The sequence below is a fragment of the Salinibacter sp. 10B genome (genome assembly GCF_002954405.1).
Taxonomy (GTDB): Bacteria; Bacteroidota; Rhodothermia; order Rhodothermales; family Salinibacteraceae; genus Salinibacter.
Genome location: NZ_MQWC01000004.1, coordinates 2,885,000 through 2,910,528 on the forward strand (window position 1 = coordinate 2,885,000; position 25,529 = coordinate 2,910,528).

Genomic DNA, 25,529 nt, shown 5'->3' on the forward strand with positions numbered 1-25,529 from the left:
TGTCTGCCCGAGCAGAATCGCGTCTGGCTCCGTGGGTGTGCTCTCCGGGTCTTCGTTCTTCCTCTCTCCGATTCCATGTGTGCAACTTCTCGCCGTAACTCCTATGTTGCACCCGATCGATTTTTTCCGTTCACGAGTCTCTCCGCTCTCACATGGACTACGCCGTGATCATGGCCGGGGGCATCGGCAGTCGCTTCTGGCCCGCCAGCCGCAAGGAGCGTCCGAAGCAATTTTTGGACGTGTTCGGTGACGGAACGCTCATCCAAAATACCGTCGCTCGCCTGCAGGGCCTCATCCCGCCGGAGCGCTGCCTCATCGTCACCCACGAGCGCTACATCGAGCAAACGCAGAAGCAACTACCGGCAGTTCCTGACGAGAACATCCTCGCCGAACCGATCAGCCGCAATACGGCGCCCTGCATTACGTATGCTGCCACCACCCTTGCGGACCGCGACCCGGACGCGACGATGGTGGTCCTCCCGGCGGATCATGTGATTGGCAATGTGGAACGCTTTCACAGCACGTTGGAGGTTGCCCTTGAGGCGGCGCAGGAGCCCGACGCGCTCGTGACCATCGGCATCGAGCCCACTTACCCGGCCACCGGCTACGGCTACATTCAGTACGACGGTGATGAGCAGGAGGAGGGCGCTGAACTGGAGGCTTATCCGGTGCGCACCTTTGCCGAGAAGCCGGACCAGTCTACCGCCGAGCGCTTCATCGACAGCGGCGACTTTCTGTGGAACAGTGGCATGTTCATTTGGCGTGCCGATACGATTCTGAATCAGGTAGAGCGGCACCTGCCGGACGCCCACAAGGCCTTCGAGCCGGTGCGGGCGGCCGGCGATGGGGTCGATGAGGAGACGCTCACGCAGGCCTTCAAGGATAGTCCGCGCATCTCTATCGACTACGGCGTCATGGAGCAGGCCGATTCCGTGTACGTTGTGCCCGGCTCCTTTGAGTGGAACGACGTGGGCGACTGGCGGGCCGTGTACGACCTCAGTGAGAAGGACGAGCACGGAAACGTGATCGAGGGAAATGTCATCATGCAGGACTCCAGCCGGTGCTACGTGCAGGCGGGCGATCGGCTCGTAGTGCTCGTGGGGCTTCACGACTCGGTGGTGGTGGATACCGACGATGCCGTCCTCGTCTGCAACCGCGAGAGCGCACAGCAGGTAAAGCAGGTTGTTGAGTACCTCCACGCTCATCAGTTTGAGGAGTATGTATAACGGACGGTGGGCTCGCACGTCCGGGTTGCTCTGGGGATGGCAATGAAGGGACCATTATTGGCGCTCGAATCGTGAGTGTGCCGATCCAAGAGGGCGGCGTTCCGGACGTGTGGGCACAGAAGACGCTGTCGAGCGGGCAGTCTGCGGCCGCGGACGTGGGGACTCGGCGGTCCCCGCAGACCAGCGAATCGCTTCGGGCCTCCAATTTTCGACACCTGTCCCGTGATGCTCCAACGCGACATGCTCGATGCCTCAACTTGGATTGACCGGCTGGATCTGGAATCGCATCCGGAGGGAGGGTACTACCGCGAAACCTACCGGGCCGAGCATTCCATTCCGGCCAGCGGGCTCCCGGGGCGGTTCGCAGACGCCCGCGACGCGGCAGCCCTCATTTACTTTTTACTTCCGAGCACGTCCTTCTCGGCCCTCCATCGCATTCGGCAAGATGAGGCCTGGCACTTCTACGAGGGGGGTCCCGTCACGCTGCATCAGATTGCACCGGACGGCACCTACTCGACCGTGACGCTGAGCCGATCGGTCGAAGATGGGCACCACCTTCAGACGGTTGTGCCTGCTGGAACGTGGTTCGGGGCCACCGTGCACGCCGAGGAAGGATATGCTCTTGTCGGTTGCACGACGGCCCCGGCGTTCGACTTTGCGGACTTTGAGCTGGCCGACCGGGCGGCCCTCACGAACGAGTTTCCCGAGCACGCCGCGCTTATCGAGCGGCTCACCCGTGCGGACTGATTGTCCGTCGCATTTTTTTGCTTTGTAGAACAGGACATCGCTCATGAAACGGTTTGTCATCGTCGGGCTCGGCAACTTCGGGTCGAGCGTCGCGGAGGCGCTCTACAGTCGTGGGCATGACGTCATTGCCGTGGATACGGACGAACGGGCAGTGGACAACATTGCCCCGCACTGCTCGCGCGCCGCGGTGGGGGACGGACGACAGAGGGAGACGCTGGAGGAAGTGGGGGCCGGGGAGGCCGACGCGGCCGTTGTGAGCACGGGCGACGACATTACCGCCAGCATCCTGGCCACGATGGCGCTCACGGACCTTGGCATCGAGAACGTCTACGCCAAAGTGATTTCGCACAATCACGCTCGGGTGATGGTGCGGCTTGGGGTGACGGAGACCGTCTTCCCGGAGCGCGAATCCGGATACAATCTTGCCAGTCGGATCTCGGAGAAGGGGGTACTCAATTACGTCCGCATGGCGCGCAACCTGAGCGTGCAGGAGCTGGTGGTGCCGGACGACTGGCGGGGCCGCACCCTCCGCGACCTTGAGGTCCGTGCGCAGTTCGGCGTGTCCGTCGTGGGCATCCACGACACGACGAACGACGAGATGATTGTGCCGCCGGATCCAGATGAGACGCTCGAACGGACGGACACGCTGCTTCTTGCGGGTCCCGACGACGCACTGGAAGCGGTGGCCGAACTCGCGAACGAGACGGCGACCTGACTGGACGTCACGGCCGCGTCAGACTCCAAGCCGAAGCATGATCGACCACGTCCGGGTCTCGGCCGTCGTAGGAAAGGGGGCCTGCTCGTAGGGCTGGCGGTCAATGGAACGGGCCACGTCCACCATCCCGTGCTCGTAGCGAACCGCGAGATTGATGCGACGGTCGCGTCCAAACTTGAAGGTGCCGCCCAGTCCCCCGGTGAGCCCCGCGTTGGTGCGCCGAAAAAATGACGCCCCGTCATTGGGGAGAGGCAGGCTAAAGTCGCCCCCGGCCCGCTGCTGCTCGAAAATCTTGATGCCCCCAACGCCCCCGGCCAGCCCGTACGGCGTGACGGGCCCGAGCATTGGCAATTGGAAGCGGAGAAGGACCGGCAGGTCGATGTACCCCGCTCCGTACCGGATGCTGCCGCCCTGCTGGCTTTGGACGAGTGTCCCCTTTTGACTAAGGAGGAGCTGCGGCTGGACGGAAAGCGGCCCCGAGATGGGCACTTGCATGACAATTCCACCCGTTGCCATCGTTCGGGTGCCGAGATTGCCGGGACCCTCTAGCGTGGTTGCGTTGAGGCCGAGTGTAATCCCAAACTGCGGAGAGGGTTGTCCCTGCACCGAAGGGGCCGCCACCAAAAGAGCGCCGATCAGGAGCAAGGGGGGAAGCAAACGGGACACAGGCGGGCCTCTTTTGGAAAGATACAGAGCGAATGCTGGAACGAGCCGTTCCCGCGTGGGATCCGTTCCGGAGGGGGCTGAAAGACGCCCGGAAGGGTCCTAGGAGGTCGAAATGAGCTTTCTTTTCTTCGGCAGGTCGGGGCGGAGAACGCCGAACGTCGCCTTGTTTGCGTTCGCCTCGGCCAGAGACGTATGGGACGGAAGAAGGGGGCAGGGCCAGACGACACGATCGGTACTCGTTCAACGTCTAGGGCGGGGAGGCTCTGGCGAATGTGCAAAGCAGGCGGACAGCTTGGTGAGTAGGTCTTAACATTTTCTCTCGGTATTGTATCTTGCGGTACGGTCCATCGTCTGCCGTCTGACATCCAATGCCCGGTTGCCCATGTGTCCTGAAAGTGTCCCCTTCTGCAAGAGACCTCGTCCGTCGTCGCTTTCGGTTTTTGTGATCGGCCTCCTTGCGGGCCTCATTTTGCTGCCGTCCCTCGCCGCTGCGCAGGAGAAGGGAGCTCCCTATGAGGCCACCTACAGCTCGCTGGAAGCGCATACAGCGCCGACGTGGTTCCACGATGCCAAGCTCGGCATCTTCATCCACTGGGGCGTGTACGCCGTCCCGGCCTGGGCTCCGCCCGCCGAGTATGCCGAGTGGTATCCGGAGCGCTACGACGAGCCCGGCACGCGCACCTACCGGTACCACAATAAGACCTACGGAAACGATGTGGAGTACGAGGATTTTGTGTCTCAATTCCGGGCGCAACGCTGGGATCCGGAGCGCTGGGCGAAGCTCTTCAAAGACGCGGGCGCTCGCTACGTCATCCCCGTGGCGGAGCACCACGACGGGTTTCCGATGTGGGATTCTCGCTATACGGACTGGGATGCGGCGGACAAGGGACCGCAGCGGGACATTATCGGCGAGTTGGCCGAGGCGGTTCGGGCCGAGGACATGCGCTTTGGGGCCTCCTACCACGCCATGTTGAACTACTACACGCCCAAGTACTCCGGCCCCCACCCGGCCTACATGAGCGACGACTACGTGCGCTACATGAACACAAAGGCCCGCGAGCTGATCGACGAGTATCACCCCTCAGTCTTGTGGCTAGACGGGGACTGGATGGGCACGCCGGAGCAATTTCGTTCAAAAGAGCTCATTGCCTACTACTACAACCAGGCGGCGGAGCGCGACCAGGCGGTGGCGGTGAACGACCGCTGGGGAAAATCGCGCGGGGCCCGCGGAGATTTCTACACGCAGGAGTACCAGTACGATACGATCAATCGCCTCATTGGCCACAAGTGGGAAAACACACGGGGCATGGGCGAGTCGTTTGGCTACAACGCCAACGAGCCGCGCTCCAACTACATGAGTCTCGATGCCCTGGTGGACCTCTTCGTGGACAATGTCTCGAAAAATGCCAACCTATTGCTCAACGTGGGCCCGAAGGCCGACGGTACGATCCCGGCGGTGCAGCGCGAGTTGCTCACGGGCCTCGGGGAGTGGCTGGACGTGCACGGCGAGGGCATTTACGGCACGCGGCCGTGGGTGGAGGCCACGGGCACGACGCTTCGGGACTCGCTCCGGGTTCGCTTTACGCAAAAGGAGGACACCGTGTACGCCTTTCTGCTGGACACGCCCTCGCGCTCGACGATCACGATTCCGCGACTCCAGCCGAAGACGGAGATGACCGTTCGGCTCTTGGGACGATCCGCGCCACTGGAGTGGACCGCAACGGAGAAGGGGCTTCGCATCACACTTCCCTCGGACGTGCCCGAGCGCCCGGCCCACGCGCTCAAGATCGCTCCGGCTCCCTGGCGCATGATGCGAGATTGACAAGCCCGAGTTGCGGACGACAAAAGATCTTCCCGGTCCGACCGCGGACTGCGGTCTGTCGTGCGTCGTCAGCTTGAGCAAAAGTGTGCAGTCCCCATCGCAGTTATACTAGATTCGAAAGCAGGCGTTAGGGAGCGCCCCGGATCTCCGAGATGTCGGGGCGCCAGGTATTGGGTTCGTGGAGCGTGCGGCCGAATCCGGTGATGTCGGTTTGCAGGACACAAGGAGAGATTGGGGAGGCAGAGGGCACCGGCTCACGGAACGACTCTATGCCTTTTGCACCCGTTTGGGTTCCAGCAGGAGCGCCCCGAGTTCATCGTAGTGTTGCTCGCCGATGTACAGCGGAGTATCATCCGGGGACGTGAAGTGGATCGCGACCACGGTGCCAAGCTGTACGTGCTCCTCTTTTCGGATGTAGGCAACGTGGTCGAGGTTGATGTAGAGGTCTGCAATTTCGACGTAGTGCATAACGGGGTAAGGGTCTGTTCGCCACTCGCGTACGAGCAGCCGAGAGAAAAAGCCTCTGGCGCCGCCCGCCCCGCTCCGAGTCAAGGGAGGGGGCGGAGGGACGCGGGTCTGCATCCGGGGGCGCCGTTGCTTCGTCCAACGGCGCTCCGGGAATGAAGAGGACGGGAGCATTGCCGTCCCGTCTACTCTCGACGCGATCACCGGCGACGCCGGAGGCTACGAAATTTTGATTTTCTTGGGCTTGCTCTTCTCCGTCTTCGGAATGTCGACGGACAAGACCCCATTGGTGAAGGTGGCCTTGATCTTGTCCTCGTTCACGGACTTCGGAAGGCGAACCGAGCGGTAAAACGATCCGAAAGTGCGCTCCATGCGCACCATGTTCTCGTTCTCCGTGCGGGAGTCTTCCCGGCGCTCGCCTCGGATTGTGAGGCGATTGTTCTCGACGGAGATTGAGACGTCGTCCTTCGAGATGCCCGGCAGGTCGACCGAGAGGTGATAGTTGTCGTCGGACTCGGTGAGGTCCATTCGCGGAGACCAGACGGTCGACATTGATTCTTCCTGTTCGCCCATCGAACTCGGGAAGACGGACTCAAAAACGCGATTGACCTCGTCCTGCAGACTTCGAAGCGGCGAGGTGCGGCGGGACGAGCGAGTGAGTGTTTCCATGGCGGTATGCGTGAGAGTTTGTGAGTAGAATCGTGTGGGATCGAAGATGCGGATTCGATTCGGAAGGGGCTTCTTGATTCGGGCATTTTGTCGGTTTTCCAGTGGCGAAAGTGCAAGTCAGCGAGCGACCCTGCTCTCCTGCTCCAACGGCGCGACGAGCCATCGAGAGATGGATGTCAGGGATTTCCGGACGAGAGAATGAGTGTCCCCGCCCTGGTGGGACGGGCCGACGGTGCGTACCCTTCGCCTGTACGCCGTCTCTTTGGTCCCGCTCGTCCCTACGGACATTCGTTTATGATTGAACGCCTCTTCGACGTCCTCGCCCCCCTGATGCGGAGGGTCGTCCAGCATCCACTTCTCGTGCTGGTCGTTGCGGCAGGGCTGGCCGGGGTGGGCGGCGGCCTCATGACGGGGCTGTCGATCAATACCGACTTTTCTACCCTCCTGCCCGAGAGCTATCCGAGCGTGCAGGCAATCACGGAGCTGCGGGACCGGATGGGGGGAGAGAACGAGGCGGCGGTGATTATCGAGAGCCCCTCGTTTGATGCCAACAAGCGGTTTGCCGAAGCCCTCATTCCCAAGGCCCTCGATCTTCAGCGGCGGGCGGCCGACGAGCCCTACTTCCTGCGGGTCGACTACTACCACGACGTCACGTTCATTCAGAACAATGCGCTCTACTTCGCGACGCCCAACGAACTCGATTCGCTGGAGGCGTACCTGCACCGCGAGATCCGGACGGCAAAGTTGAAGGCCAATCCGTTTTACGTCGAGCTCGACGAGGAGGGCGCGGGCCCCGACCCCACCGCCGAGCGTCTGCAGCAGCTCTACGAGGACCTGGTGACGAAGGAATACCCCATCTCGGACGACTCGACGGTGATGGCCGTGCGCCTGTATCCAAGCGGGGCGCAGACCGACATCGGGTTCATCGACGATGCCTACGCGTCCCTTCGACGGTTGGTGGACGAGATGAATCCGCAGCGCTTCCATCCGGACATGGAGGTGACGCTCGGGGGGCGGCTCCTGCGACAGCTCATTGAGGTGGAGACCATCACGAGCGACGTGTGGGGCTCCTTCGGCGCCGGCGTGTTGACGCTGCTGCTTCTCGTCGTTGCCTACTTTGCGTACAAGAGCTATCAGTCGCGCGTGGGGCATCAGTGGCGCCCGCGCGTGCTTCGCTCCGTGCTGATACGGGCGCCGGTAAACGCTCTCATCCTGGGCCTGCCCCTGCTGATGAGTCTGGCCTGGACGTTCGGGGTCGTCTATCTCACGTACGGGCAGCTCAACATCATGACGGCGACGCTGGGGCTGGTGCTGTTCGGATTGGGCATCGACTTCGGAATCCACTTCTACGCCCGCTACGCGGAGGAGCGCGGAGAGGGGCACGACGTGATGTCGTCTGTGCTGCATACGTTTACGACGACCGGCCAGGCCATCACCGTGGTCGCCATTACGACGGCGGCGGCCTTTTTTGTGCTCATGATTGCGGACTTTCGGGGCTTCAGCCAGTTCGGCTTCACGGCGGGGGTGGGCACCGTGTTTGCCCTGCTCGCCATGCTCGTTGTGCTTCCGGTCCTGTTGGTGTTTCTGGAGCGCGTGCATCTCCTTCACCTGGAGGCCGAGGGGGCCCGACTCTCAACCGCTGCGCCCTCCGGCTCCTTCCGGTATCCTTTCCCCCGACTCATCGTGGGTATGGGAATCGTGGCCCTTGGCCTGTCGCTCTGGGCCGGGTGGCCCGTGCCGTTTCAGTACGACTTCGGCGAGCTGGAGCCCCGTTACGAGCGCTACGAGCAGATCAAGGCGAAGTGGCGGCAGGTGTACAGCGAGCATCGGTCCCGCACGGCAGCGTACGTGATCGTCGACCGTCCGGAGGAGGCGCGGGCCGTGGCCGACGCACTCCGGCGCTCCGCGGCCCGTGACACACTCTCGCCCACCGTCGACGGGGTGGAGGTGCTGCAGGACCGCTTCCCGATGGACTCGACCGCACAGCAGGACAAGCTTCAGCAGCTGCAGGCGGTACGGTCGCTTCTCGACAACTCCTTCCTACGAGCCTCGAACGACCCAAACATTGAGCGCCTGCGCCGGGCCGTGCAGACGCGGGTGCCCGTCGCGCTCGATCAGGTGCCCGATTTTCTGAAGCGCCCCTTCACCACGAAAACGGGCGAGATCGGGAGTCTCGTCATCATCTATCCGTCCGTGGGGCTGGCCAATGGGCGCAACTCGATGCGCTTTGCGGACGACGTGGGCACGATTCGCACGGCGGACGAGGAGGTGTACCACGCGGCCTCTACCTCCATCGTGGCCGCCGACGTGCTTCGGCTCATGCTTCGCGAGGCGCCCTGGATGGTGGGGCTCACGCTGCTCATCGTCGTGGTGTTCAAGCTCATCATTCTACGCCGGGTCAAGTGGGTGCTGCTGGCCCTTCTCCCGCTGGCGGCGAGCTTCCTGTGGCTGTTCGGCCTGATGGCGCTCTTTGGGTGGAGTCTCAACTTCTACAACCTCGTGGTGCTGCCCACCGTGCTCGGCATTGGGGACGACAGCGGCATTCACGTGGTGCACCGCTACCTGGAGGAGGGGCGCGGCTCCATCGGGCGCGTACTGCGCTCTACCGGTGAGCACGTAACGGTGAGTGCCCTGACGACGATGATTGGGTTCGGCGGGTGGCTCTTGTCGATGCATCCGGGACTGCATTCCATCGGGCAGTTGGCTGTGGTCGGGATCGGGCTCACGCTTGCGGCGGCGCTAATCTTCCTGCCGGCTCTGCTGCAGTGGGACGAGGAGCGGAGGGAAGAAGGCAATCCGACCGGGGAGACCGCGGCGCGAGTCCCAACGCTGTCTGCTGAGGAAAAGAATCACCCGATGCGTTGATGAAGTGGGGGCCGGTGCGCGTTTCGGCGCGGGCCTGTGTGGAGGAATGGAAGAGGGCGACACGGTCGGAATAGCGCAGGTCGAGGAGGGGCATCCGAGGTATTATGCTGCGGGCTGTGCCCGGTGGGCGAACGGGGGGACCGACGGCGACCGAGCAGCCGCGCGACTCCGGGGGGGCGTACTCGGCCGTCCGTGCCCGTCTGTTGATTGCGGCACGTTCGCCCTCGCAGTCCGGAGGATCGCAGCCAAACATCGACATTTCTTCTTCAGTCGTTACGCTCATGAGCAGCAAAGGATGGATTTTCGTTGCCGGGGTGGCGGCGCTCGCCCTGTCCCTGTACCTCTGGTTTACGGGCAATCCCCAGGCGGCGATTTTCGTCGGGTTGTGGGTGCCATCCCTCTGGATTCTGGCCGATCTCGTCGCCCAAATGGAGGAGACCCAATCATGAAGCTCTTTCTCGAATACTTCGGTCTGTTGATTTTTTGCTTCGTCCTTCTCGTGGGTGCCCTGATCGCGCTTCCGCGGACGACGGACCTCCCGGTTACGTCTCCAAGCGAGATGGTGGGGCTCGGCCTCGCGTTCGTAGTGGTCGGGGGCGGCTTTGCTTGGTACTATTTGGCGCGTTCGCACCAAGGACGGCCCCCCGGCACGGGCGCATCCGAGGCCGTCCGGCGGGGGACGGGCAGACGGGCGGGATCCTGACACCTCGATGCGCCGGAGGTCCATCCGTTCCCCGGTTGCTTTTTTGTATCGTGAGACCAGAGCACCGGCCGAAGTAGCAGGTCCCTTGGTGGCGAAGACTCAGAGCGTTTGCGATTGAGATCAACGTCGGGTCCATCAGACCAGCGAACCGAGCCGGTGCTCTCTTTTGTTTTCCAATTCGCTCTCCGTACCGCCCGAGCCGACAGTGATGGACACGTTCCCCGAACACGTTTTCCTCTTGGAGGGCGCCGCCTCCTTTCTGGACGTGGTATACGAGACGATCGAGGCACACGTCCGGCGCACCGGCGAAGAGTACGAGCAGGTGATTACGGGAATTGAGGGGGCCGACGTGGGCGACGTGGACCACGAGTCAACCGCCGTGCTGTACGTCTACGCGCTCGGCACCGTAGAACCAGAGGAGGCGAAGGCATGGATCGAGCGGGCGCTCGACCGGATCGCCGACGACCACAACATGGACCTCTCCCGGGCAGGCGTGCAGGTGACCCGTGAGGGTGAGCTGGAGGAAGAGGAAGGGACGAACGAGGAAGTGTAACGGGCCGGTCGGGCGTGTCGATGCAGAACATTCTCGTTGAGGACGTTCGCGGTCGATGGGACAAATCACGCGCGGTCGGTTGCTATGCCATCACCAACTTCCACCAGAACCATGCTTGTGCGCGTGCAGGGGACGAATCTTGAACTCGACGATGCGCTCTACGCGTTCGTGACCGAAAAGCTGGGCGATGCCTTTCGGGCTCTCGGAGCCCTGGATCGAGATCCGGTGCAGGTGGACGTGGAGCTTGAGGAAACGACCCGACGTCATCCCCAGGAGCGAGAGGACGAGCGACGTTATCGGGCCGAAGTGAATATCACTGTGCCCGGCCACCTCATCCGCGCTGAAGGATCGGCAGACACGCTTTCGCAGTCCATCGTGGAGATGAAGCACCACCTCACGCGCGAACTCCGCGAGTGGCGGGAGCAACTGATCGATGACCGACGCGCCGGCGGGCGCAAGGTGAAGCGAGAGCTGGGCGCGGAGATTGAGGCAGAGCGCTACGAGGGGCTCACGGACGAGTATGAGGACCGCTACATCGAGGAAATCGGGGAGTTTGCGGGGGAGGAACCCGATACGGAAGAAGACGCCCCTTCGGCATCGTAGTCGTCCTCGCCCCGCAGGGAAGACGGCCCGTCCTTTTACGGCTCTTCCTCGGGGTCGACGGTCTCCATCGGCTCCAACGGACCGATTTCCACGTCTCCCTTCGGGGTATAGTACCGTATGAGCCTTCTGGCATACGACGCTGCTTCCCGATCCATGCTGAAGCTTTCGGCCCCGTAGTAGTCTACGAGGGCGGCGAGGGTCACAAGTTTCAGCCGCGGCGGCCAGCGCTGGTCGTGCATCGATTGGCGCACCTGTTGCATTCCCTTCTTGTCCCCGATGGCGTAGAGGGCCACGAGCGCGTGGAGGCGCACGTTTGCGTCGTTGTCGTTCCGGTAGAGGTCGACGAGCGTGGGCACTGCGTCGGAGAAGTCGATCTCCTCCTCGTAGAAGGAGGCAAAATAGGTGATGTGCTGAAGGGCCTGATCCCGAGTGGCCGGGTTCCCTGATTCGAGGGTCGTCCGGAGCTGTTTGCCGAAGTTCTGAACCCAAATGGGCACCGACGTCGGCTCCCCGGCCGGATCCGTCCGGTCCTGGGCGCGACCCGTTAGGGGGGCGAGCAGCACCGCGGCAATGAGAAGGAATATTGTCTTGCTTGTGAGAGCGTCTACGGAAGGGATCCAATACATCACGTTTTGTGGGGCCTATTTGCAGTGGGGAACGGGACTCCGGGGAGGCTGCGAGACACGAGGGGGCGTTCGTGCTTCCGATTGGAAAGGAGACATCGTCTCACGCGACGATGGCAGCACAGTACGCGCTTTCCAATGCCAGCGAGAGCGCCGGACGCGGGACCGGGCCCCGTGTTCGGCACTTCACGCCTTTGCGATCCGAACGCCGACGAGGCCAAATGGGCTACACGTACGCCGTCCGGGAGACCTTGAGATTATTTTTGACCGTCGTCACGCCGGGGGCAGCCCATACCGCATCCTCAATGTCGTTTCGGTCGGACCAGGAGGGAACGGTGCCGCTCAGGGTCACGGTGTCTCCGTCGACGCTGACATTGATGTGTTTGGCTTCCTCGTCGATTCGACGTTCCAGGGCCTGCTTGATGCGCTGGCGCAGATCGCCCGGGGTGGCTCGCTCTTTCACCCGGAGGTGATTGGAAACCCCCTTTACGCCCATCAGGTACCGGATGGCACGCTCGGCCCGCTTGCGCTGATAGTTCCATTCGACCACGCCTTCGAGGGTAATCCAGCCGTTGTCGACCTTCACCTTTACGGCGTCCGAAGGAATCTGAATGTGTCGTTCGAGCGCGTGGACGACCGCCTGGGCGATTTCGTGGTCCGACCGGCCGTGGTCGGAGGATAGTTGCACCTTCATCTCATTGGCGACGCCCTTCACGCCGGAGAGGCGAAGGATCGTGCGTTCGGCCGTGCGCTTCTGAGCATAGCTGGGCACGTGGCCGCTGAGGGTAACAATGCCGTCTTTCACGGCCACGCCGATGTCGGCCGAGTCTAGGCTGGGTTCCCAGTCCAGCTCGTCCAGCACACGATTTCGGAGGTCCTTGTTCGATCGTTTGGTTGTCATGGTACGGAGAGAGGTTAGAGAACGGACGAAGCGTGTTGCAACAGAACAAGAAACGACGGGCCCGGGGGGGCTGCGATCTCAGATTCGGACTGAAGGCTGTAAGGACATGGAGGGAGATGCAGTCCGCCGCAGGAGGCTGGGCGGTGGGCTGAAGAGAGGCCTCCGAATGGGACGAACGGAGTCTCAATTGTTGAGTGTGAGAGTAGCCCCGAGCCCGAAAGACCAGTCGGCAGCTCCTTCCGACAGGCCGGAGCTCACCGTCGCGTTCACGCCCCATTCTCCCGTCGAGAAGCCCAGCCCCCCGTTTAGGGAGAGGGGCGGATCGATGCCTTCAATGACGGTTGTCGACCCAGAGAGGGAGGCCAATAACCCCCAGCGGCCCTCGAAAAACGTCTGTCCCACGGCCACGCTGTAGGTAGCCCCGTTCTCCAACGGAAGGTCGTCCAGGTCCCCGAGCCACCAGTACGTCCCCTCCACGAGCACAAACCAGGGGGACAGCATCCGCGATACGACCATCCCGATCCCACCGTCCCACGCTCCGGTGCTAAAGCCCGCGTCCACGTCGGCGAGGGGCGGCTTCAGCGTACCCGTGAGGCGAACGCCCCACTCCGTGGTGTCCGGGCGAACCACGGCCACCGACGCTCGAAGCAGCGGATCCCCGACCCCGGTCTGACGACTGGATCCGGTGTCGGGGAGAGGAACGGGGGAGCGGCGTCCGCGCTGCGGCCCGCGCCGTCCACTTCCCACCGCTGCGTGCTGTGGGCCGCCGGACGGCGTAAAGCCCCCGCCCGTGTATGACACCCACGGCGTGGTTTGGACAAGGAGGGGGATGCTCACACCAGCCTGAAGTCGTCCCTGGGTGAGGCCCAGGTCTGTCGTCCACGCGAACACGTCCGTCGACTCCGTGAAGATGTAGTCGCCTCTCGAATACTGCCCGGAGGTGCTCACCGTGACCTGCTGCGCGACGGCAGAGGAGACGAACCCGCCGGCTCCGCACAGAAGCATAGCACTCAGAAGAACGGTTGCCATCCGCACCCGGACGATGGGTCGCTGCATGATGATTCGTCTCGTGAGAGAATGTTGGTGATTAGTACGAGTGGGGCTACTGGAAGACGCGGGCACAAAGATTTGAGGAAGTCTAACACTAAGACATGATCCCTTTTCGTCGCTCCAAGCTTGACTTGGAGCCCATCCAGCCGGGTGGGGAGGCCTCTATGATGATTGGATAGGCTCTGGCAATCTAGATTGCCCAGATCAAGTTTGGACATCTGAGATGCTGGCCATCTAGATGCTGGGAATCTCAGATTCCCTGGAGCGACGATGGAATGATTCACTGGCGTTGGGATGCTATTCCATGTGCATTCAATAGCACCAGCCGTATTAGTTCTCCTCCGACATCTGCGTGCGCGTCTGAACGCGCTTGGTCATCCGTTCCATGAGCTGGACGGAGTTCTCCATTTGCTGCGTCATGCCGCTCAGCTGCTTATGGAGGCGGTTCATGTCCCGCTCCATCTCGCGATTGCGCATCATCTCCTGATCTTGCATCATCATCTGGCTGCGCTCCATCGCATTCTTCATCTGACCGGCCATGGCGTGGAAGTGCTCTCCCATCCGTTGCAGTTGCTGCATCTGCCGACGCTGCTGATCATTTTGGGTCGTCTGCATCCGCTGATGCATCTGCTGTGACATCTGCTGGGTGCGTTGCATAAGCTGCGTCATGCGCTGCATGTGATCCTGCATCTGCTTCATCTGCTGCTGCATCTGACGCTGCGCTTGTTGGCCCTGTTGCTGGGCCCACACGCTCGGCGCACCTCCCGCGGATACGGCGAGCATAAGAAGGAAAGCGACAAAAGAGTGCCTCGTGATATTCATGGTCTCGTTCGGCTTGGCCGAAAAGGTTCGGATCGTGGGGCGAGGGTCTCGTGCCCGACGGTGTGCACAGCATACACAGGGTGGGAGGTGGCGCCCTACGAGAATTCGAGCATTCGACGGTAGGCAAAAAAAGAGGGGCGGGGGCGCTTTCCACCCATGGCCGCGTACGCTCGGCGCATCCCCTTCTCTCGTTTTGGCGCTCCGGTGTAGGGGAGACGTCGAGCATGAGAATGGGGATTTGCGTACACGCACCTCCTCCAAATCGAGCCGGTCTGATGGGCCTTGATCTCGTATCTAATGTGTGTAAACAGATCTACTACTCACACACCTTCCGAGGGAGAACACACGTATGGGACGCGTTCAAGGCCGAGTTGCAATCGTGACTGGGGCCGCAAAAGGCATTGGAAAAGCCGCCGCTCTTCTCCTCGGCCATGAAGGCGCTATGGTCGCGGTCACCGACGTGGACGAAAAGGCCGGCCGTGCCGTCGCCAAGGCCATTCGAGAGGACGGCGGGCAGGCGCAATTCTGGCCGCTCGACGTGGGGAACGAAGAGGCCGTGCGCACCACCGTCGCCGAAATCCACGACCACTACGAGCGGCTCCACATTCTGGTGAACAACGCCGGCATCTCCGGCGCCAACAAGCCCACCCACGAGGTGACGGACGAGGAGTGGGACCGCGTGATGCAGATCAACGTCAAAGGGGTCTTCTACTGCACGAAGTACGCTGTGCCGTTTCTGCAGGAAGCCGGTGGGGGCAGCATCATCAATCTATCGTCGGTCTACGGCCTGGTGAGTGCTCCAGACGTACCGCCCTACCACGCCTCGAAGGGGGCCGTGCGGCTCATGACCAAAACGGATGCGTTGCTCTACGCCAACGACAAGATCCGCGTCAATTCCATCCACCCCGGCTTTATCTGGACGCCGATGGTCGAGAATCATCTGAAAAGCAGCGGGGACGTGGAGGCAGGGCGAGAAGAGGTAGCCAAACTCCATCCCCTCGGTCACTTGGGCGAGCCCGACGACATTGCCTACGGCATCCTGTACCTGGCCTCCGATGAGTCGAAGTTCGTGACGGGCGCGGAGTTGGTCATTGACGGGGGGTACACGGCTCGGTAGCCTCGCGAGGCATGCAGCCGGTGCCTGGTATACAAGATTCCCCCACATGCACTTGCGCGAATCCTACCATGCAGCACTGCGGCGTGTATTGCATCTTCTTAAATGTCATTTAGAGAAAATATGTCCCCTGATTTTGTCTCCGCTCTGAGTGTTCGCTGATCGATCGCCGCTCATTCCGCTTGTTCCTGCCGGATTGCCCCCCGCATTCCTGTACGCCCCCTCCTCACACGTCCCCGGTCCGGTTCCCGTCCATTGTTCTTGCCGGCACCCTCGACATTCCCCTTCGTCCTCGAATCGAAAAAACCTCTTCTGCCCATGTTAACCATCCGCCGCATCCTATTTCCCACCGATTTTTCCGACGGCGCCGCCCGTGCCTTTCCGCAGGCTGCTCATCTTGCGGACTGGCATGATGCAGAACTGCACATCGTGCACGTGGCCGGTCCTCAGGACGAGGCCGACACCGCCCTTCCGGTCTCCCAGGATACCCTCCAGGAGTGGCTCGGGCAGCCGTCGGGGTCGTTTTCCCTGGACACGCTTTCCATCGTGCAGCATCAGGTTGAGTCGGACGCGCCCCCGGAGCGCCTCGTTGCCTACACCGAAGATCAGGACATTGATCTCGTGGTGATGGGGACCCATGGGCGCCGGGGCATCCGCCGGATGATCCTGGGAAGTGTCACGGAGGAGGTGTTACGGAAGGCCTCGTGCCCCGTCCTTACGGTTCGGTCCGACGCCGAAGAGACGCCCAAGCAGGCCATTCGTCGCATTCTCGTGCCGGTCGATTTCTCGGAGGCCTCGGAGATCGCGGTGCAGCACGCAAAAGAAATTGCGCAGACCTACGGTGCGGAGATTGATCTGCTGCACGTCGTGGAAGAGGTCGTCTACCCGTCGGCGTATGGGGTGGAGCCACCGTACGTGCCCTCACAGGATATAGTGGCCCGGGTCGAGAAGGCCCTGGGCACCATGGCCCGAGAGGACATTGGGTACGAGCACGTGCAGGTGTCGGCCCGGATCGGGTACGCGCCCCTCACGATTCTCGACTATGTGGAAAGCAACGACATCGACCTGATCGTTCTGGCTACACACGGCCGCACCGGTCTCGACCGAATGCTACTGGGCAGCGTAGCCGAGCGTGTCATCCGTCGAGCACCCACACCTGTGTTTATCGTCAAGCCCGACCAGAAATCGCTCGTGCCGCCGGCTAAGGCCGAAGCCGCTGCGACCTCTGAGTAATGCCCACGGGCCGTCGGTGCTGCGTCCGTTCCTTTTGCTCTAAAGTCCTCACGTTGCCATGAGCGCCTCTCCCCAGATCCTTGTTCTCGGCTGCAACTTTGCCGGCCTCACCACGGCACGATACATTCGGGAGTACGCGGGCGAGGAGGTCGACATTACCTGCATCGACCGGAAGCCGTACCTCACGTTCATCCCCAACATTCCGCTGGAGGTGTGGCACAACAACAATCCGGCCGAGGAGCTGCACCTGCCGTTCGTCAAGTTTCTCGATCGGGATGATATCCGGTTCCTTCAAGGCGAGGTGCAGACCATTGACGTTGAGGCCGAGTCCGTCGAATTTACCCCGGCGGAGCGGTCCGGATCGGCCGCCGAGACGATCGATTACGACTACCTCGTCGTGGCGCTCGGCAACAACCTGGCCTTCGACGATATCGAGGGCTTCGCTGAGCACGGGCACACCTTTACCGACACGTACTACGGCGAAAAAGTCCGCCGCTACCTCTTTGACGGCGGCTACAAAGGCGGACCGATTGTCATCGGATCCGACCGTTTCCTCCAGGGACACCATCCCAAGCTGCCCGATCTTCCCGAAGCCGAAGCAGCCTGCGAGGGCCCGCCCGTCGAGATTGCCTTTTCGATGGCGCACTGGCTCGACGAGCAGGGCAAGGGCGATGCGAGCTCCATCACCCTCACCACGCCGGCCGAGGTCATTGCCGAGGACGCGGGCAAAAAGATCCTTGATGAGCTGCTCCCGATGGTCCAGAACATGGGCTTCGGCTACCGGGCCGACACGAAGGGCATTAAGCGCCTCTACGCAGACGGCATCGAGTTCGACGACGGCTCCAGCCTGGAGGCGGAGATGAAGATTATTTTCCCGAACTGGACGGCCCACGACGTGCTGAAGGGGCTGCCCATCACCGACGATCAGGGCTTCGTCGTCACGGACCTGCACATGCGCAATCCGGACTACCCGAACGTCTTCGCCGTGGGCGACGCGGCCTCCGTCACCGTGCCCAAACTCGGATCGCTGGGGCACAAGGAGGCCGAAATCTGCGCGAAGGTGCTGGGGGATGAGACAGGCGTCTACATTCCCGACGAGCCCATCTCGCCGCTGGAATTCGAGGTCATCTGCATGGGCGACATGGGCGGGCGCCGCGGCTTCTACATGCACACGAACGAGTGGTGGGGCGGCGACACGAGCATCCTGAAGATGGGCTACACCCCTCATGCCCTGAAGATGGGCTTCAAGACGATCTACTACACCACCGGCGGCAAGGTGCCCACGTGGGGGCTCCCCCTCTCGGAGTTCGTCGCCGACCATACCGTGATTTAACCTCCCTCAGTACCGGCATCCTGCACCGCGCCCTCCCGGGGACCTCTCTCCTCATAAAGTAAAGGCGTCTCGTACCACAGGCCTCCCCCGTCTACTCTAACGTAAAGGCGTCCCGCCGGGACGCCTCGACATCAAAAAATAAAACGTATGCCCTCCGTCAAAGAAGCTCCTCAGACAGAAACCCTCGTCCGCCGCTTCGACACCCTGACCAACGACGACGTAGCGATCGTCGGCGGCAAAAATGCCTCGCTCGGGGAGATGATCGGGGCACTCAAGGAGGAAGGCATCCGCGTGCCCGACGGCTTCGCCACCACGGCCGAGGCGTACTGGCGCTATCTGGACGCCAACGACCTCCGCGACCAGATTCAGGCAGAGCTGGACGCGATGGAGGCCGGAGAGCAGTCGCTCGATGCCACCGGCACCGCCATTCGGGACCTGATTCGCGGGGGGACGTTCCCGTCCGAGATTGCCGACGCGATCCGGTCGGCCTACCGCACCCTGAGCGAGAACTACGACGCGGAGGCCATCGATATTGCGGCGCGCAGCAGCGGTACGGCCGAGGATCTGCCCGAGGCCAGCTTTGCCGGGCAACAGGAAACCTATCTGAACGTGCGGGGCGAAGACGCGGTGCTGGACGCCTGCAAGAACTGCTTTGCCTCCCTCTTCACCGACCGCGCCATCAGCTACCGGGAGGAACAGGGATTCGACCACATGCAGGTCGCCTTGTCGGTGGGCGTTCAGAAGATGGTCCGTTCCGACAAAGCGGGCGTGATGTTCACCATCGACACCGAGAGCGGCTTTTCCGACGCCATCATCATCAATGCTGCCTGGGGGCTGGGCGAGACCGTCGTGAAGGGCACCGTGAACCCGGACCAGTACACCGTTTACGAGCCCTTTTTGGAGGACGAGACGCTGACGCCCATCATCGGAAAGCAGCGCGGCGACAAGGCGACGAAAATGATCTATGCGGAGGACGGGGACGCAACCACCGAGACGGTGGAGACGACGGACGACGAGCGCGCCGCCTACGTGCTGTCGGACGACGAAATTCTGACGCTGGCCCGGTGGGGGCACGTCATTGAAACGCACTACGACCGCCCGATGGACATCGAGTGGGCGCGCGACGGAGAGACCGAGGAGCTCTTCATCGTCCAGGCCCGTCCCGAGACGGTGCAGTCGCGGCAGGCCTCAGGCATCCTCCGCACGTATCGCCTCACCGATACGAGCGAGCGACTGGTGCAAGGGCTCAGCATCGGCCAGTCGATCGCCGCAGGAACGGTCTGCCTCATCCACAGTGCCGACGAAATCGACCAGTTTGAGGAGGGATCGATCCTCGTGACGGACATGACGGATCCGGACTGGGGTCCGATTCTGAAGAAGGCGGCCGGCATCATTACGGACCGCGGCGGTCGCACTTCGCACGCCGCCATCGTGAGCCGCGAGCTCGGCATTCCCGCCGTCATTGGCACCGGAAATGCAACTGAGATCCTGCAGGACGGACAGGAGGTCACGCTTTCCTGCGTGGAGGGGACCGAGGGGTACGTCTACGAGGGCCTTCTGGAGTACGAGGCCGACGAACTGGACCTCACGGCCCTGCCGGACACCGATACGAAGATCATGCTCAACGTGGCGAGCCCCGCTGCGGCCCTCAACTGGTGGAAACTGCCGGTGGAGGGCATCGGCCTCGCCCGCATGGAGTACATCGTCAACAACGTGATCAAGGTGCACCCGATGGCGCTGGTCGCCTTCGATCGGGTGGAAGACGAAACTGCTCGTTCGACCATCGACGAACTTACCCGGGGCTACGACGACAAGGCCGAGTACTTCGTCGATCACCTCTCACGCGGCATCGCTACCATCGCGGCGTCGCAGTACCCGCACCCGGTCATCGTGCGCCTCAGCGATTTCAAGACGAACGAGTACGCCGACCTGGTGGGCGGGCAGGCCTTTGAGCCGCACGAGGAAAATCCGATGCTGGGCTGGCGGGGCGCGTCCCGATACTACAGCGACGACTATCGCGACGGCTTTGCGCTAGAGTGCGCCGCCCTGAAACGGGTGCGCGAGACGATGGGCTTTACGAACGTAGTCGTAATGGTGCCCTTCTGCCGGACGCCGGAGGAGGCGGACCGCGTGATCGACGTGATGGCCGAAAACGGACTCAAACGCGGCGAGAACGGGCTGGAGGTCTACGTGATGGCCGAGATTCCCTCGAACATCCTTCAGGCCGACGACTTTGCCGAGCGGTTTGACGGCTTCTCGATCGGCTCCAACGACCTCACGCAACTCGTGCTGGGCGTAGGGCGCGACGCGGAGCGGCTGGCCGACCTCTTCGATGAGCGCAACCCGTCGGTGAAGCGCTTGATCACCGAGCTGATCGAACGAGCGCACGCAGCGGACCGTCCGGTGGGCATCTGCGGGCAGGCGCCGAGCGACCACCCCGACTTTGCCGAATTCCTGGTCGAGGCCGGCATCGACTCGATCTCCGTCATCCCCGACAGCGTGGCAGATGTCATTCAGCACGTGGCCTCGGCTGAGAAGGAGAGACAAAAAGAAATCAATTAAGCTTTCTGTTACGGAGCGTATTGCGTAGTGCGTATTGCGTCTGGTTGCCCCTGATGAAGCAATACGCAATACGAAATACGCAATAACCTCCCCACCACTACGATGTCCTCCTCAAACCAAATCACGAGCACCCAGACCGGCCATGTGCTCTCCGTCCGCGGCAGCGTGATTGATGCGCGCTTTCCGGACGAGCTGCCGGAGGTGCATCACATGCTCGTGACGGGAACGGACGACCGCATCGTCGTGGAGGTGGCGAATCATCTCGACGACGAGACCATCCGCGGGATGGCGCTCACCTCGACGCAGGGACTGGCGCGCGGTGAGGCGATCCGGGATACCGGCCACCCGGTCCAGGTCCCCGTGGGACGCGAGACGCTGGGACGCGTGTTTAACGTGCTCGGCGAGACGATTGACGGGAAGGGCCCGGTAGACATTGCCGAGCGTCGGTCCATCCATCGCCCCCCAGTGCCCATTGCGCAGCAGTCCACGCGGCGCTCGGTGCTGCGAACGGGCATCAAGGCGATCGACCTGCTGGCGCCGCTGGAGCAAGGCGGCAAGGCGGGCCTGTTCGGCGGCGCGGGGGTGGGCAAGACGGTGCTGCTGATGGAGATGATTCACAACATGGTGACCGAGTACGAGGGCGTGAGCCTCTTCTGCGGCATCGGGGAGCGGAGTCGGGAAGCCGAAGAACTCTACCGTGAGGTGGAGGAGGCGGGCGTGCTGAAAGATACGGTGCTCGTTTTCGGCCAGATGAACGAGGCGCCGGGCGCTCGCTTCCGCGTGGGACAGGCCGCCCTCACGATGGCCGAGTATTTTCGCGACGATGCGAAGCAGGACGTGCTGCTGCTCATCGACAACATTTTTCGGTTCGTGCAGGCGGGGACGGAGGTGTCGGGGCTTATGGGGCGCTTTCCGTCGCGTCTCGGCTACCAGCCCACGCTGGGGAGCGAGCTGTCGAGTCTGGAGGAGCGCATCGCCAACACGCAGACCGGCTCCATCACGTCCGTGCAGGCCGTGTACGTGCCCGCCGACGACTTTACCGATCCGGCGGTGACGCACACGTTCACGCACCTGTCGGCTTCCATTGTGCTGTCGCGCGATCGGGCAAGCCAGGGGCTCTATCCAGCGATCGATCTACTGGAGTCGACCTCGGGCATGCTGTCGCCGCGGGGCGTGGGCGAACGGCACTACCGCATTGCGCGGACGGTGCGGGAGACGCTGGCTGAATACGAGGAGTTGAAGGACATTATCGCCATGCTGGGCATGGAAGAGCTCTCGCGCGAGGACCAGCGCACCGTGAACCGAGCGCGGCGCTTGGAGCGCTTCCTCACCCAGCCCTTTTCCGTCACCGAGCAGTTTACGGGGCGCGAGGCGCGGGCGGTGCCGCTGGAGGCCACCCTCGACGGCTGCGAACGCATCCTGAACGATGAATTCAACGAGGTGCCGGAGCGCGCCCTCTACATGATCGGGCGGATTGAGGAGGTAGAGACCTCCACTGCCTCACAACGGTAGGGGCGACTGGCCCGGTCGACCTACGACTCGAATTGTATTTCGGGATTCCCAATGACGCTGAAAATTCTCCTTCCAGAACGGGTGGTGCTCCACGAGACGGTCGACAAGGTTGTGGCGGAGGGGGGCAACGGCTCTTTTGGCCTGTTGCCGCGCCACATCGACTTCGTGGCGCCGCTCGTGCCCGGCATTTTGTCGTACACCCAGGACGGGGAGGAGGCGTTCGTCGCGGTGGACGAAGGGGTGCTGGTGAAGTGCGGGGGCGAGGTGCTGGTTTCGGTGCGCGACGCGGTACTTGGGCCGTCCCTCGAATCGCTGGAGGAGACGGTGCGCACGCGGTTCGACGAGCGGCGAGATCAGGAACGCGTCATGCACTCGGCCCTGGCCAAGCTGGAAGCGGAAGTGGTTCGCCGGTTTATGGAGCTGCGATGACACACTATGAGTGACTCTCCCTCCAATCCTCGGGACGAGTTCATGGACCGGGTCTCGGAAAAACAAAAGCGAAAGGAGCAGGCGCGTCGAGAGAAGCACCGGGCGATCTGGTTCGGGATGGGCATGTTCGGGCTCGTGGGGTGGTCGGTGGCCATTCCGACGGTGCTCTTGCTTGCACTGGGCATATGGATCGACGGGCGAACCGACTCGCCCTACTCCTGGACGCTCATGCTGCTGGTGGTGGGCATTGCGGTGGGGTGCCTGAACGCGTGGTACTGGGTGAAGCGAGAGAGTGGAAGGGGAGAAGGGTGAAGGTTGGAAAATTGGACTTTGAAACGATGGAGGAACCAATATGACGATTCTTATCGGGGTACTTTTGGCGCTTGGGGTGGGCGGCGGGCTCAGTGTGCTCTTCTTTGGGGGATTGTGGTGGACCGTTCAGGAGGTGGTCGAACATGGGCGCCCCCAACTGCTCTTGCTCGGCAGCTTCGTGCTCCGCTCCGCCCTTGTCCTGCTCGGCTTTTCCTTCGTGCTTCTGCTAATGGGCACTCACTGGGAACTGCTGGCCGCCACTCTGCTGGGGTTCATTGGAGGACGAACGGTGCTAGTTCGCCGCTGGCGTCCGCGTACAACGTCTATACACTAACGCTCGGTTACATTTTTGAGAGGAGCCCCAGCGTGTGGACGCATCCCGCATTCGGTTTGCATGGGGGAGGGGATCGTCGTCCGCTGAAACTGGCAACACAAGAGAAGAAAGATGGAGATCACACCGGACCAAATTATCTACTGGGAATGGGGGGGCGTCACCCTCAACGCCACCCTCGTGTTTTCGTGGGCCGTCCTGCTGTTTCTATCGATCGGATCGTGGCTCATCACTCGAAACCTGGAATCAGGACCGCAGATCCCGCGATGGCAGAACCTCCTCGAAATCATCGTAAGCCGCATTCGCTCTCAGATCGCCGAGGCCAGCGGCGGAGACCCGGACCGGTACCTGCCGTTCGTTGGCACGCTGTTTCTGTTCATCGTGGTGTGCAACGTGCTGGACGCGGTGCCCGGCTTTAAGGCCCCCACGGCCTCCCTGACGACGACCGCCGCCCTCGCCACGTGCGTGTTCGTCGCCGTCCCGGTGTTCGGCATCGCAAGAAAGGGCATCGCGGAATATTTCCGGCAGTACGTGCGCCCGACGCCGCTGATGCTCCCCTTCCACATCATTGGCGAGCTCTCGCGCACACTGGCCCTGGCGGTCCGTCTCTTCGGCAACATCACGAGCGGCAGCCTCATCGTCGCCATCGTGCTGAGCATCGCGCCCCTGTTCTTCCCCGTCGTCATGCAGGCCCTCGGCCTCCTCATTGGCATCATTCAGGCGTACGTCTTCGCGATCCTTGCGCTCGTGTACATTGCCTCTGCCGAACGCGCCCATCAGCAACAAAACAGCCCGCATGAAATGACTGCTCAATGACAATCTCTTCTGCCCTCCTCGACTGGGAGAAATATTGCGTATCTCGTATTGCGTCTCATCTTCGAGAGGGTCGAGATACGAAATACGCAATACGGAATACCTCCTTCTCGGAATTGAGCGAGTGCTTTGGAGATGCCTCTACACACAGAACGCTCACCTCAACCTCAAAACCAATGGATACTACCGGCCTCGTCGCAATGGCATCAATCATCATTTCCGGGCTCACCATTGCCATCGGCTCCATCGGTCCGGCGCTCGGCGAAGGACGCGCCCTGGCTCAGGCCCTCAACGCCATGGCCCAGCAGCCCGACGAATCGAACACCATCACGCGCACCCTCTTCGTCGGCCTCGCCATGGTAGAATCGACCGCCATCTACTGCTTCGTGATTTCGCTCATCCTCATCTTTGCCAATCCCTTCTGGAATTACGTGATCGGAGGATGAATACGAGTCGATCACTGAGGAAATGTTCAACCGGTGTGCTTCTCCACGCACGGTGACGTTTGGTTCGTATTGCGTGTTGCGTATTGCGTAACCAGCCGGGCTTGTTCAATGCTCCCTCTTCACCGAGACACTCCGAAATACGAGATACGCAATACGAAATACAAAACATGCAAATTAACTGGTTCACATTCGGCGCCCAGATCGTCAACTTTCTCCTCCTGGTCTGGCTACTCAAGCGTTTCCTGTACGGCCCTATCGTGAATGCGATGGCCGAGCGGGAGCAGCGCATTGCCGATCGGTTCGAAGAGGCGCGCGAGAAGCGAGAAACCGCTGAGGCAGAAGCCCGCAACTACCGGCAGAAGCTGGAGGCGCTGGCCGAAGCCCGAGAAGAAAAGATCGAAGAAGCGGAAGAAGCGGCACACGAACGGCGCCGAGAGATGATCGAGGACGCCCGGACCGAAGTGGACCAGCTGGAGGCCCAGTGGAAAAACGCCCTGCGCCGCGAGCGAGAGACGTTCCTGAAGGAGTTGGCGGATCGCGTGAGCCGCGAGACGATTACGATCGCCCGCCGTGCCCTTCGCGACCTGGCCCACGCGGACCTGGAGCAACAAGTGGTGCGCGTCTTCCTAAAGCGTCTCAACTCTCTAGGCGACGACCGGCGCCGGACGCTGACCGACGCAGTCCAATCCGACAAGGAGATATCGGTCCACACCGCCTTCGAGCTCGACGAAACCGATCGGCAACGCCTCACCGAGACCCTCCAGGCCGTTACCGAGAACGAGGTGACTCCCGAGTTTTCCCGCGACGCGGAGATTGGATTCGGCATCGAGGTGCGGGCCGGGGGGCACAAGATTGCCTGGAGCCTCCAAAGCTACTTTGCCGAGATGAGCGACCGTATCCGAACCCAGATTGACGACGAGCTCTCAGCGGGAGCCTTCTCCCTCGCCGAAATGTCCTCTCACGCCCTGGACGACGTGCCGTCGACCTCTGCCCCTGCCGATGACGCTTGACCAC

Annotated in this window: 27 protein-coding genes; 20 read left to right on the forward strand and 7 right to left on the reverse strand. The window is 62.1% G+C overall.

All coding sequences use genetic code 11. The annotated features are described in order from the left end of the window. Positions 1-152: 152 nt before the first annotated feature. From BSZ35_RS11805 to BSZ35_RS11815, 3 genes are all read left to right on the forward strand, one after another. Entirely contained in the window at positions 153-1,226 is a 1,074-nt protein-coding gene (locus BSZ35_RS11805; protein ID WP_105012625.1) for a mannose-1-phosphate guanylyltransferase, read from the forward strand. 225 nt (positions 1,227-1,451) lie between these two features. Continuing rightward, on the forward strand, positions 1,452-1,973 hold the full coding sequence (locus BSZ35_RS11810) for a cupin domain-containing protein (protein WP_219846638.1): 522 nt from the start codon (positions 1,452-1,454) through the stop codon (positions 1,971-1,973). A gap of 43 nt (positions 1,974-2,016) precedes the next feature. Beyond that, positions 2,017-2,688, forward strand: a complete 672-nt coding sequence (locus BSZ35_RS11815) for a TrkA family potassium uptake protein (RefSeq protein WP_105012626.1) — start codon at positions 2,017-2,019, stop codon at positions 2,686-2,688. 18 nt (positions 2,689-2,706) lie between these two features. Here BSZ35_RS11815 and BSZ35_RS11820 read toward each other — a convergent pair whose 3' ends face one another. Continuing rightward, positions 2,707-3,354, reverse strand: a complete 648-nt coding sequence (locus BSZ35_RS11820; protein ID WP_181149318.1) for an outer membrane beta-barrel protein — start codon at positions 3,352-3,354, stop codon at positions 2,707-2,709. 382 nt (positions 3,355-3,736) lie between these two features. Here BSZ35_RS11820 and BSZ35_RS11825 point away from each other — a divergent pair, with 382 nt between their 5' ends. Beyond that, complete coding sequence (locus tag BSZ35_RS11825) at positions 3,737-5,176, forward strand: alpha-L-fucosidase (protein ID WP_105012628.1); 1,440 nt, start codon at positions 3,737-3,739, stop codon at positions 5,174-5,176. 267 nt (positions 5,177-5,443) lie between these two features. Here the strand turns inward: BSZ35_RS11825 and BSZ35_RS11830 are convergent, their stop codons facing one another. Continuing rightward, positions 5,444-5,644 (reverse strand): hypothetical protein, encoded by a 201-nt coding sequence (locus tag BSZ35_RS11830; RefSeq protein ID WP_105012629.1) that lies wholly within the window; start codon positions 5,642-5,644, stop codon positions 5,444-5,446. A gap of 216 nt (positions 5,645-5,860) precedes the next feature. Continuing rightward, complete coding sequence (locus tag BSZ35_RS11835) at positions 5,861-6,310, reverse strand: Hsp20/alpha crystallin family protein (RefSeq protein ID WP_105012630.1); 450 nt, start codon at positions 6,308-6,310, stop codon at positions 5,861-5,863. Between the two features lie 198 nt (positions 6,311-6,508). Between BSZ35_RS11835 and BSZ35_RS11840 the strand changes: the two genes are divergently transcribed. The 5 genes from BSZ35_RS11840 (at position 6,509) to BSZ35_RS11860 (ending at position 11,034) form a co-directional block, all read left to right on the forward strand. Next, positions 6,509-9,175, forward strand: coding sequence for an MMPL family transporter (locus BSZ35_RS11840; protein ID WP_258096204.1), 2,667 nt, complete (start codon positions 6,509-6,511; stop codon positions 9,173-9,175). 104 nt (positions 9,176-9,279) lie between these two features. Continuing rightward, positions 9,280-9,624, forward strand: coding sequence for a hypothetical protein (locus tag BSZ35_RS11845; RefSeq protein WP_105012631.1), 345 nt, complete (start codon positions 9,280-9,282; stop codon positions 9,622-9,624). Continuing rightward, the gene (locus tag BSZ35_RS11850; protein ID WP_105012632.1) at positions 9,621-9,878 is read left to right on the forward strand and encodes a hypothetical protein; all 258 of its coding nucleotides are present in this window, start codon (positions 9,621-9,623) and stop codon (positions 9,876-9,878) included. The genes BSZ35_RS11845 and BSZ35_RS11850 overlap by 4 nt, the downstream gene beginning before the upstream one ends. Before the next feature lie 208 nt (positions 9,879-10,086). After that, complete coding sequence (locus BSZ35_RS11855) at positions 10,087-10,431, forward strand: hypothetical protein (protein ID WP_105012633.1); 345 nt, start codon at positions 10,087-10,089, stop codon at positions 10,429-10,431. A 111-nt stretch (positions 10,432-10,542) separates the two neighbouring features. Next, entirely contained in the window at positions 10,543-11,034 is a 492-nt protein-coding gene (locus BSZ35_RS11860; protein WP_181149319.1) for an HPF/RaiA family ribosome-associated protein, read from the forward strand. A gap of 35 nt (positions 11,035-11,069) precedes the next feature. Here the strand turns inward: BSZ35_RS11860 and BSZ35_RS11865 are convergent, their stop codons facing one another. The 4 genes from BSZ35_RS11865 to BSZ35_RS11880 form a co-directional block, all read right to left on the reverse strand. Then, positions 11,070-11,660 (reverse strand): HEAT repeat domain-containing protein, encoded by a 591-nt coding sequence (locus tag BSZ35_RS11865; protein WP_105012635.1) that lies wholly within the window; start codon positions 11,658-11,660, stop codon positions 11,070-11,072. Between the two features lie 223 nt (positions 11,661-11,883). Next, positions 11,884-12,558 (reverse strand): BON domain-containing protein, encoded by a 675-nt coding sequence (locus BSZ35_RS11870; RefSeq protein ID WP_105012636.1) that lies wholly within the window; start codon positions 12,556-12,558, stop codon positions 11,884-11,886. Between the two features lie 183 nt (positions 12,559-12,741). Then, a complete protein-coding gene (locus BSZ35_RS11875) occupies positions 12,742-13,614 on the reverse strand; it encodes a transporter (protein WP_105012637.1) in 873 nt (290 codons plus the stop codon). Positions 13,615-13,938: 324 nt separating this feature from the next. Further along, positions 13,939-14,391, reverse strand: coding sequence for a hypothetical protein (locus BSZ35_RS11880; protein WP_146110071.1), 453 nt, complete (start codon positions 14,389-14,391; stop codon positions 13,939-13,941). 388 nt (positions 14,392-14,779) lie between these two features. On the opposite strand from BSZ35_RS11880, the gene BSZ35_RS11885 reads away from it, so the two are divergent. The 11 genes from BSZ35_RS11885 (at position 14,780) to BSZ35_RS11935 (ending at position 25,525) form a co-directional block, all read left to right on the forward strand. Continuing rightward, positions 14,780-15,547 (forward strand): glucose 1-dehydrogenase, encoded by a 768-nt coding sequence (locus tag BSZ35_RS11885; RefSeq protein ID WP_105012639.1) that lies wholly within the window; start codon positions 14,780-14,782, stop codon positions 15,545-15,547. A gap of 315 nt (positions 15,548-15,862) precedes the next feature. After that, the gene (locus BSZ35_RS11890) at positions 15,863-16,777 is read left to right on the forward strand and encodes a universal stress protein (protein ID WP_105012640.1); all 915 of its coding nucleotides are present in this window, start codon (positions 15,863-15,865) and stop codon (positions 16,775-16,777) included. A gap of 58 nt (positions 16,778-16,835) precedes the next feature. Beyond that, positions 16,836-18,110: an FAD-dependent oxidoreductase gene (locus tag BSZ35_RS11895; RefSeq protein ID WP_105012641.1), complete on the forward strand. Its 1,275-nt coding sequence runs from the start codon at positions 16,836-16,838 to the stop codon at positions 18,108-18,110. A gap of 147 nt (positions 18,111-18,257) precedes the next feature. Next, positions 18,258-20,672, forward strand: coding sequence for a phosphoenolpyruvate synthase (gene ppsA, locus BSZ35_RS11900; RefSeq protein ID WP_105012642.1), 2,415 nt, complete (start codon positions 18,258-18,260; stop codon positions 20,670-20,672). A 102-nt stretch (positions 20,673-20,774) separates the two neighbouring features. Beyond that, a complete protein-coding gene (gene atpD, locus BSZ35_RS11905) occupies positions 20,775-22,184 on the forward strand; it encodes a F0F1 ATP synthase subunit beta (protein ID WP_105012643.1) in 1,410 nt (469 codons plus the stop codon). Positions 22,185-22,235: 51 nt separating this feature from the next. Continuing rightward, positions 22,236-22,613, forward strand: a complete 378-nt coding sequence (locus BSZ35_RS11910) for a F0F1 ATP synthase subunit epsilon (RefSeq protein WP_105012644.1) — start codon at positions 22,236-22,238, stop codon at positions 22,611-22,613. A gap of 6 nt (positions 22,614-22,619) precedes the next feature. Beyond that, complete coding sequence (locus BSZ35_RS11915; protein WP_105012645.1) at positions 22,620-22,925, forward strand: AtpZ/AtpI family protein; 306 nt, start codon at positions 22,620-22,622, stop codon at positions 22,923-22,925. 40 nt (positions 22,926-22,965) lie between these two features. Beyond that, positions 22,966-23,259 (forward strand): ATP synthase subunit I, encoded by a 294-nt coding sequence (locus tag BSZ35_RS11920; RefSeq protein WP_105012646.1) that lies wholly within the window; start codon positions 22,966-22,968, stop codon positions 23,257-23,259. A gap of 111 nt (positions 23,260-23,370) precedes the next feature. After that, positions 23,371-24,072 carry a F0F1 ATP synthase subunit A gene (locus tag BSZ35_RS11925; RefSeq protein ID WP_105012647.1) on the forward strand — a complete coding sequence of 234 codons (702 nt, stop codon included), beginning with the start codon at positions 23,371-23,373 and terminating at the stop codon, positions 24,070-24,072. A 173-nt stretch (positions 24,073-24,245) separates the two neighbouring features. Continuing rightward, entirely contained in the window at positions 24,246-24,515 is a 270-nt protein-coding gene (locus BSZ35_RS11930; RefSeq protein WP_105012648.1) for a F0F1 ATP synthase subunit C, read from the forward strand. A 167-nt stretch (positions 24,516-24,682) separates the two neighbouring features. Then, positions 24,683-25,525, forward strand: coding sequence for a F0F1 ATP synthase subunit delta (locus BSZ35_RS11935; RefSeq protein ID WP_105012649.1), 843 nt, complete (start codon positions 24,683-24,685; stop codon positions 25,523-25,525). Positions 25,526-25,529 lie beyond the last annotated feature (4 nt).